General features: G+C 69.5%; 5 protein-coding genes and 1 pseudogene. 3 read left to right on the top strand and 3 right to left on the bottom strand.

The genetic code is table 11. The features are described from left to right. Nucleotides 1-659: lipase family alpha/beta hydrolase (locus tag VD972_RS26200; protein ID WP_324991469.1), on the top strand; the 659-nt coding region annotated here is incomplete at its 5' end. Nucleotides 660-668: 9 nt separating this feature from the next. Here the strand turns inward: VD972_RS26200 and VD972_RS26205 are convergent. The 3 genes from VD972_RS26205 to VD972_RS26215 all read right to left on the bottom strand — a co-directional run bounded on the left by VD972_RS26205 (nt 669) and on the right by VD972_RS26215 (nt 3,741). After that, nucleotides 669-1,610 carry a polysaccharide deacetylase family protein gene (locus VD972_RS26205; RefSeq protein ID WP_324991470.1) on the bottom strand — a complete coding sequence of 314 codons (942 nt, stop codon included), beginning with the start codon at nt 1,608-1,610 and terminating at the stop codon, nt 669-671. Nucleotides 1,611-1,620: 10 nt separating this feature from the next. After that, nucleotides 1,621-2,334, bottom strand: coding sequence for a glycosyltransferase family 2 protein (locus tag VD972_RS26210; protein WP_324991473.1), 714 nt, complete (start codon nt 2,332-2,334; stop codon nt 1,621-1,623). A gap of 90 nt (nt 2,335-2,424) precedes the next feature. Continuing rightward, nucleotides 2,425-3,741 carry a protoporphyrinogen/coproporphyrinogen oxidase gene (locus VD972_RS26215; protein ID WP_324991471.1) on the bottom strand — a complete coding sequence of 439 codons (1,317 nt, stop codon included), beginning with the start codon at nt 3,739-3,741 and terminating at the stop codon, nt 2,425-2,427. Nucleotides 3,742-3,962: 221 nt separating this feature from the next. On the opposite strand from VD972_RS26215, the gene VD972_RS26220 reads away from it, so the two are divergent. Together VD972_RS26220 and VD972_RS26225 are read left to right on the top strand one after the other, a co-directional pair. Then, nucleotides 3,963-8,192, top strand: coding sequence for a tetratricopeptide repeat protein (locus VD972_RS26220; protein WP_324991472.1), 4,230 nt, complete (start codon nt 3,963-3,965; stop codon nt 8,190-8,192). An 89-nt stretch (nt 8,193-8,281) separates the two neighbouring features. Further along, nucleotides 8,282-9,095: pseudogene (locus tag VD972_RS26225) on the top strand (serine--tRNA ligase); the annotation flags it as partial.

A 9,095-nucleotide genomic window follows, 5' to 3' on the forward strand; every position in this document is an offset into this window, starting at 1 on the left:
CAGGGTGTGCGGCGGGGCCCACGGTGCGCTCCCTCCCTCAACCCCACCCGGCGAGTCCCCCTCCACCGGTGCTGCTCGTCCACGGCTTCCATGACACCGCGAGCGGCCTGGGCCCGATGAAGGAACACCTGGAGCGCGCCGGCTGGCCCGTGGTGCGCACTGCCTCGCTGGAGCCCAATGACGGGAGCGTGGGCGTGCCGGACCTGGCCCGTCAGGTGGCTCGGGCGGCCGAGGCGCTGCGTGCGGAGACAGGAGCGACCCGGATCGACGTGGTCGGGTTCAGCATGGGAGCGCTGGTGACGCGCTTCTGGCTGCAGATGCTGGGCGGGCGGGACCAGGTCCGGCGCTTTGTCTCCATCTCCGGGCCGCACGCGGGCACGATGATGGCCTACCTGCAGCCGGGCGAGGGAGTGAAGCAGATGCGGCCGCGCAGCCGGCTCCTGCGCACGCTGGCCCGGGATCCCGCCCCCTTTGGAAAGGTCGAGGTCTACGCCTTCTGGACGCCCCTGGACATCATCATCGTCCCGGCCGTCAGCTCGCGGCTGCCCGGCGCCACAGAGCGCACCTTCCCCGTGCTCCTGCACCACTGGATGCGCGATGACGCCCGCGTGATCGGCGAGCTGATCGAGGTGCTCGGAGCCCCGGAAGCTCCCCGGTGAGCCCGCGCCTCACACCGTCTGGGCGAGCCGCTCGGCGGACACGCGCAGGGTGACCACGTCCGCATCCTCCTTCAGCCAGCGGAAGATCGTCGCGAGCCGCTCCAGCTTCCGAGCCGAGGACACGCGCAGATCGCGCTGCTGGCGAACCAGCTCCGGGGGAATCCCATCGGCGGCATCCAGCACGTCCACGCCGTGCAGCTCGAAGTTGAAGAGCGCATCGCCTCGGCATGCGCGCCACGCGGCACGGACTGCGGGCAGCGGCAGCGTCGTCGCGAAGGTGCCGATGAAGGGAAAGCGCAGGCCCGGCGTCACCGTCATGGGCAGCTCCAGCACCGCCCCCTTGCCCCGCCGGTAGGGCTGAGCGGGATCGGGCCGGTACGGCGTACGTGGCGCCAGCAGGACCCGGGGATTGTCCAATATCGAACGAGACGGGCGGCCGGCCAGGGCGAGCGCGCCCATCACCGCGGCCTTGGCCCCGTAGTACGGCAGGGCCGGGAAGGTGGACGATCCATAGAGGTAGCCGCGCTCGGCCGTGGCCGCGTAGAGGGCGGCGTTGAGCGTGTACCCGGGAGCCCGGAAGCCCACCGGCCGCGTGCCCGTGGCGGCGAAGATGGCCTCCTCACCGCGCACCAGCTCCTCGCGCATGGAGTCCGGAGCCCGCCGCGTCAGGGCGTAGTCGTGCGAGAAGCTGTGGTTTCCCACCTCGATTCCCGAGGCATGAGCCGCCTTGAGCGCGGCCGCGGCCCCGGCGTCCGCCAGATCCTCGCCAATGGCGAAGAACGTCCCGGGCGCGCCCACGGCCCGCAGCAGCTCCTGGAAGCGGGGCACGGCGGTGGCGTACACGAGCCCTCGGGCGCGTGAGTCCAGCACCGACTCGGGCAGGCTGTGGATACGGCAGTAGTGCTGCAGCGAATCGAGGTCGACCGAGATGGACGCCAGCCGGAGAGCCACGGCGCGCCCCTCAGGTGCCTCGGATGCGGATGACGTAGAAGAGCTTGCTCACGTTCTTCAGCACGTTGGGCACCCGCCTGAAGAGGTGGATGGAGGGCTGGCGCTTCTCGTGGAGCTGGATGGGGATCTCCATCACCCTCAGGCCCTCGCGCCACGCGCGGATGACGAACTCGCTGGCGAACACGTCCATGTCCACCACGCACTTGGCGATGACGGGCATGAGCGCCTCGCGCCGGAACGCCTTCAGCCCGTGCGTGTCCGTGCCCCGGAAGCCCAGCGTCACCTTCAGCAGCTTGTTGTGGACCCGCGTGGCCACGCGCCGCACGATCGGCCGCTGATCACTGGCCCCCTTGGCGGCCTTGGAGCCCACGACCATGTCCGCCTCGCCGCGCTCCAGCCGAGGCAACGCCGACGCGTAGAAGGTCAGATCGCACAGGTCGATCTCATCGCACACCACGAAGGTGCCACGGGCCTCGAGGATGCCGGCCTTGAGCGCGAAGCCATAGTTGGGCCGCTCCGAGTGGAACCACCGCAGGCGCGGGTTCTGGGCGCACATCTGCTCGAGCAGCTGGGGGGTCGCGTCTCGCGAGCCGTTCTCCGCGAAGATGACCTCGTAGTCCCAGCCGTGGGCGTCCAGGCCCTGGCACAGCTCCGCCGCCGCCGAGCCGATGATGGACTCCTCGTTGTAGACGGGGATGACGATCGAGAGGTACGGAGCGGCCATGGTCGAGGGCGGACGCACGGAGGCGGAGGCTCTGGACCTACCACGCCGGCCGCCGACCGTCGACAACAGTCGTTGCGCCACCTCCAGGGGTCACCGCCCGTTGAGGACCCGAGCGCTGGCGCGGCCACCGAGGATGGCATCCTCCATGGAGGAATACTCCCACTGCCCGTAGCGCCCGGCCGTCAGAATGCGGGCGTGCTCCAGGAAGCGGAGGATCTCCGCCTTCGCCGCGCCGTACGCATCGTCATAGAGGACGTAGGCGTGGGGGATCTCTCGGGCCTGGGAGAAGAGCAGCTCGTCCGCGGAGTGGATCATCTGCGAGCGCACCAGGTCCTCCACCGCGTCCTGCTCGCACTGGGCCGGGGACAGCTCGCCGTGGTGGCTGTACTCCACATAGAAAGTCGCGGTGTTCGGCGTCGCCAGCGGCGCGTATACGGCGGACGGCGAGCCGATGCGGTACGTCTTGAACTCGAGCTCCGGCAAGTAGATCCAGTGCCAGGGCTGCCGGTTCTCCCCTCGGGCGGCCACACAGACGTAGGTGACGGTGGTGGCCCGCAGGCGGCCGGCGGCGGCGCGCACCTCGTCCGGTACCCCGGAGGCACCTCGAGCGAGCAGGCCCACCAGATGGGGCAGTGAGATTGTAGAGAGGATCTCCGAGTAGCCGAGCGCGCGCCCGTCCGAGAGCGTCACCCGGCGGGCCTTCCAGTCGATGGCGGTGGGCTCGGTGCGCACGCTCACCTCGCCGCCCTTCAGGTGGCGCAGCATGGCGCGGGCCAGGCTCTCGATGCCGCCCTCGCGCGGGTAGAGGAACGAGGCGTTGTAGCCAAGCGCATCGCTGCCCGCCCCGAGCGCCCCGTCCACGACTTCTTTCAGCGTGGGCCGAGGCACGAAGCGCCCCACCCATGCGGCCGACAGCTCCCGCGGGTGCACCGTCCACAGCTTCTGGTTGTAGGGCACCATGAAGTTCTTCGCGAAGCCCTCCCCCATATAGCGGAGGATGAACTCCTCGAAGTTGCGCGGCTCACGCTCTCGCAGCTCGCGGCCCTTATCGCCGTAGATGGCCTCCACGTAGCCCATCAGGTTCTCCGCCACGACCTCTGGCGGCAGCCCGTGGGTGTTCACCTGGTATGGGAAGCGGGTGAAGACGCCTCGCGAGAAGATGCCCGCCTTGCGCTGGATGCTCACCAGCTGTCCTGGCAGCCAGAGAGTGTTCACCAGTTCTCGAATCTCGGGATCCCTCAGGTGGAGCCAGTGGCCGGTGGGGTCGAAGGAGCACCCTTCGATGAGCTCGGTCTTGATGAGGCCGCCAACCCGGTCCGTCTTCTCGATCAGGTGCCAGGGCCGCTGGAGGAAGTGGGCGGCGGACAGGCCCGCCAGGCCCGCGCCCAGGATGAGGGTGGGATCCATGCGCCCTGGGGTCTACCACCTCCTGCTCAGGGGTGGGGCGCTCGCGTAGGCCCGTTCTCCCACGGGCGGACGGCCCCCTGCCCCCTCGCCTGGGCCCCAAGGGCAGGCGAGAGCACAGCCGTACGCGTTCTTTCCGCCCCGGAAACGCCTCTGATAGCTTGCGGGGCTCGCGACGGCCCGCTCGCGGGCGCTTGCGCCAGCAGGTCTCTGTAAGGAATCCCATGAAAGTCTCGTGCCCGACTTGCCAGACGAACTACAACATCGATGACAAGCGGATCCCGCCGGGTGGCGCGAAGCTGAAGTGCGCCAAGTGCCAGAACACCTTCCCCATCCGGCCTCTCTCGGAGAGCCTGGCCACTCCGGTCGCCATCCCGCTGCCAGGGGCTGCCGCGCCACAGTCGGCTGCCATTCCGCTGCCGGGCTCTGCCGCGCCGCAGTCGGCTGCCATTCCGCTGCCGGGGGCTGCAGCACCGCAGTCTGCCGCCATCCCGCTGCCGGGCTCTGCCGCACCGCAGTCTGCAGCCATTCCGCTGCCGGGCTCTGCCGCGCCTCAGTACGCCGCCATCCCCCTGCCTCCCGCGCCGCAGTCCGCCGCCATTCCGCTGCCCCCGCCCCCCGCGTCCGATCCGTTCGGGGCCGTCGGCGACGGCGCGGACTACGGGTGGGACGACAACGAGTCCACGCGCGTCGTGGCCCTCTCCTCGCTTCCGAGCGCCGCGTTCCGAGATCCACCGCCGGAGCCGCCGCCGGAGCCTGCCTACAGCACGCAGGAGGTGCCCGGCACCGCCCGGGACTTCGACTTCGCCGACACTCCCGTGGAGGACTCCTTCGGCCAGCAGCAGGGCACCATGGGGGGGCACACCAACCCGTACGCCTCCTACGATCCAGGCCTCGACACGCAGGCCGCCATCCCGCTGCCGGGCTCTGCTGATCCGCAGCAGGCCTACGACCTGTCCGGGGACCCGATGGCCGAGGGACAGGCCTTCCCCATGGACGGCGCAGGCGATCCGAACGATCCCTTTGCCCTGCCGCCTCCCCCCTCCGAGTACGAAACCCAGCAGGCCTACACCGAGGTGAGCGCGCCGCCCACGGAGGACCCGTTCGCCCTGCCGCCCCCGCCCACCGCCGAGGAGCAGGATCCGTTCGCCCTGCCGCCCCTGCCCACGGCCGAGGAGCAGGATCCCTTCGCCCTGCCGCCTCCGCCCGAGGGTGAGCCTCAGGAGGGCGCCTACGCTGCACCTTCCATGGACCAGGGGTACTCCCTGCCCGAGATGCAGTCGCTCGCCCCGGAGGAACAGCCTGCAGTTGCGGCCTTCTCCTTCCCACCGCCGCCCTCGGCCGGCTCCCCTGACTCGGATCCGTTTGCGGTGGACCTCTCAGAGCCACCGCCTTCGGCGCCTGCGCCCGACCTCCAGCTCGACTTCAACGCGTCGCCTCCGGCGGGCGAGCCCGTCAACGTCGGCACGGACTTCGGGGACATCAGCTTCAACGATCCCCCTCCTCCGGGCGGCGGCTATAACTCGGCCGACGCGCTCGAGTTCGACCCGACGGCCCCGTCGAGGTCCTCGGCCGGGGACGACCTCGAGGTGGATCTCTCCGCGCCCCTCCCGCCTCCGCCCGCCGCGGGGAACGCGGATGGCCTGGAGATGCTCAGCTTCATCGACGATGCCGCCAAGGACAGCGGCGCCAAGGCCGCCAAGGTGAAGCGCTTCAACGTGCGCCGCCGCTCGGGCAAGGTCTTCGGCCCGTTCGAGGAAGGCGTCATCGTGAAGATGCTCGAGGAGGGCCAGCTCCTGGGCAACGAGGACGTCTCCACGGACTCGGACAACTGGACGCCCATCGGCACGGTGGCCTCCTTCGGCGCCGCCATCCAGAAGCTGATGGAGGGCCCTTCCTCGAAGACGGGTCTGCCCGCCGTGGCCCCGGGCGAGCCCGCCAAGGTGGAGCAGGCCCCGGCGGCCAGCCCCAGCGCCAACCTCGACCGGATGCAGCAGCTCTACGAGGGGCGCATGGCCAGCATCGCGGTCGTGGACCGCTCGGGCGTCTACGAGAAGTGGCGCAAGCGCATGCCGTTCCTCATCGCCGGCGGCGTCGTCACCGTCCTGCTCCTCATCGGCGGCAGCTTCGGCTTCACGAAGTACGGCGCCTTCGGCTTGCGCAAGCTCTTCCCGGCCCGCGTCGCGGCCGGCTCGCCCGCCGCCGCGGACGTGGAGACCGCACGCAAGGCGCTCACGCAGGACACCTTCCGCAGCTACCAGCAGGCGCGGGATCTCACTGCCAAGGTGCTCGCCACCAAGGAGTACCCCGAGGTGCGCGCGCTCTGGTGCCAGTCCATCTACTACCTCCAGCGCCGCTACGCCGCCACCGACGCGAAGGACTTCTCCCGCTGCCAGGAGGCCCGCGAGGCCCTGGAGCTGCTTGGGAGCAAGAACGTGGAGGCGCTCAAGGCCTTCGCGGGCTACGCCCTGACGCGGCGCCAGGCGGACGAGATGCTCGAGCCCCTGAGGGATGCCTACAGCCGTGAGTCCAACGCCAACGACGTGGAGCTCGCCTTCCTCATGGCCGAGACCCAGGCCCTCAAGCGCCAGGACAAGGAGGCCCTGGCCACCCTCGACAAGGTGCTCAAGGTCCGCAAGGACTCGGCCAAGGCCCACCACATGATGGGCAACCTCCACCGCGACGCCGGCCGCGCCGAGGAGGCCGCCAAGTCCTACGATGCGGCCCTCCAGGCAGATCCCACCCACGTCATCTCCGCGGTCGAGCTGGCCGCCGTGCAGCTGCTGCTGCTCAAGGGAGATCCGGCCAAGGGCCTGGAGGCCGTGGAGAAGGCGCTGGACGAGAAGGCCCTGGCGGAGCTGGGGCCCGCGGAGATCGCCCGCGCCAAGAGCCTCAAGGGCGTGGCGCTGGCCGCGCAGTTCAAGTTCAAGGAGGCCGAGGCCGAGCTGAAGGATGCCGTGTCAAAGGACCCGAGCTCCTCCTTCATCAAGGCCCAGCTGGCGCGGGCGGTGCGCGCCAACCGCGACTACGTCCAGGCCCTGCCGCTCTATGAGGCCCTGGCCAAGGAGGATCCCGCCACGCTCGAGTACACGGAGGGCTACATCTCCTCGCTGCTGACGCTGGGGAAGATGGGCGACGCGGTGAAGGCCGTGGAGGCCGCCAACGCGCGCTTCACCAACGACGCGCGCATCGCCCTGCTCTTCGGCCGCATCGACGACGCGCGGGACCAGATCGCCGCCGCGGAGGGCCACTACCTGCGTGCCCTCAAGGCGGACCCCAACCTCTTCGAGGCCAACCTCCACCTGGGCCGTTTCTACCTGCGCCTGCGTCGCAACGCGGACGCGCGCGCCCAGCTCGAGGAGGCCGCGAAGAAGGCGCCAGAGGACGCCGGTGTGCGCGCCGGCATGGGCGAGCTGGCCCTCACGGAGCAAAAGGTGGACCTGGCCCAGCAGGAGTTCGAGAAGTCCGCCCAGCTCAACCCCAGCCTGGCCGAGGCCTACCTGGGCCTGTCCCGCGTGGCGCTGCTCAACGGCGATCTGGAGAAGGCCAACCTCAACGCCAACAAGGCCCTGGAGCTGGATCCGCACCTGCTCAAGGACGGGCGCCTCCAGCGCGGCACGGTGCTGTGGCGCCTGGGCAAGCTCGACGAGGCCGTGGTCGAGCTGGAGAAGGCCAAGGAGGAGGATCCCCGCTCGGTCTCCATCCCCATCACCCTGGGCGCGGTGCTCTACGAGAAGGGGGACTTCCCCAACGCGGAGAAGAACCTCAGCCTCGCGCTCACCCGCGAGCCCTCCAACCACGAGGCGCTCTACTTCCTGGCCCTCGTCAAGGCGAAGCGCTCCGAGTACACCGGCGCCATCGAGCAGATGCGGCTCGCGGTGGACAAGGCCCCCAACCGGCCGGACTACCACTACGCCCTGGGCGACATCTACAAGAAGGACGAGCGCTTCGCCGAGGCCATCGACGAGTGGAAGAAGGCGATCGAGCTGGATCCGAAGAACGCGGACGCCTACGAGGCGCTTGGCCACGTGTACCTGGAGACCGGCAAGATCGAGGACGCCATCAAGTCCCTGGAGTCCGCCCTCACCGTGGACCCCAAGCGCAAGCGCGTGCTCGGCGGCATTGGGGACGCGTTCTTCAGCGCCGGCCGGTGGGACGAGGCCGTCCGGCGCTATGAGAAGGCGCTCAAGGAGGCGCCTGAGCTCACGTACGTCTATTACAAGATCGGCCGCTCCTGGTCGGAGCGCGAGCAGCACACCCGGGCCATCGACTGGTACAAGAAGGCCATTGTCGCCGAGCCGAACAACCCGGATGCCTACTACTACCTGGGCTTCTCCTATAAGGACCGGTTCAAGAAGAAGGAGGCCGCCGCGGCGTTCCGGAAGTACCTGGAGCTCAAGCCCAAGGCCGACGACAAGGGTGAGATCGAGGACGAGATCGCCGCCCTCGAGTAGTCCCTGAGCCCCGCCCGCGACGTCTGCTTCCCGGCGTCGCGGGTCAGGTCCAGCTTGCCGTGCCCGTCGGGGGTGGCTACAAGGCCCCCATGCTGGATCTCCGTCACGTCGCCCAGAACTTCGATGCGGTCGTCGCCCGGCTGAAGACCCGGGGCGGCAACCTGGACCTTGGCACCTTCCAGAAGCTGTTCACCGAGCGACGCGAGCTCTACGTCGCCATGGAGGGGCTGTCGGCGCGCCGCAACACCGCCAATGACGAGATGAAGAAGAAGGCGAAGGAGGACCCCGCCGCCCTCGAGGCGCTGCGAGGCGATCTCCGCGCCGTCTCCCAGGAGATCAAGGAGAAGGAGGCCCGCCTCAAGGACGTTGAAGAGGAGATCCACCGCATCCTGCTGCTGATCCCCAATGTCCCTCACGAGTCGGTGCCCGTAGGCGCCAGCGAGCAGGACAACCAGGTGGTCCGCACCTGGGGCGAGAAGCCGGACTTCCTCTTTACGCCCAAGCAGCACTTCGAGATCGGCGAGAAGCTGGGCATGCTGGACTTCGAGCGGGCCGCCAAGGTGTCCGGCAGCCGCTTCACCTTCTACAAGGCAGCCCTGGCGCGGCTGGAACGAGCGCTCGTCGCCTTCATGATCGATGTGCACACCCAGAAGGGCTACACGGAGCTGCTGCCGCCCTACCTGGTGCTGCGCGAGACGATGATGGGCACCGGGCAGCTGCCCAAGTTCGAGGAGGACGCCTTCAAGACGAGCGGCGATCCCGAGCGCTTCCTCATCCCCACCGCCGAGGTGCCCGTCACCAACTACCACGCGGACGAGATCCTCGAGGGGGGCCAGCTGCCGGTGAAGTACTGCGCCTTCAGCCCCTGCTTCCGGGCCGAGGCGGGCGCGGCCGGCAAGGACA

Origin of the sequence: Hyalangium sp. (assembly GCF_035629615.1) — a bacterium.
Classification (GTDB): Bacteria; Myxococcota; Myxococcia; order Myxococcales; family Myxococcaceae; genus Hyalangium.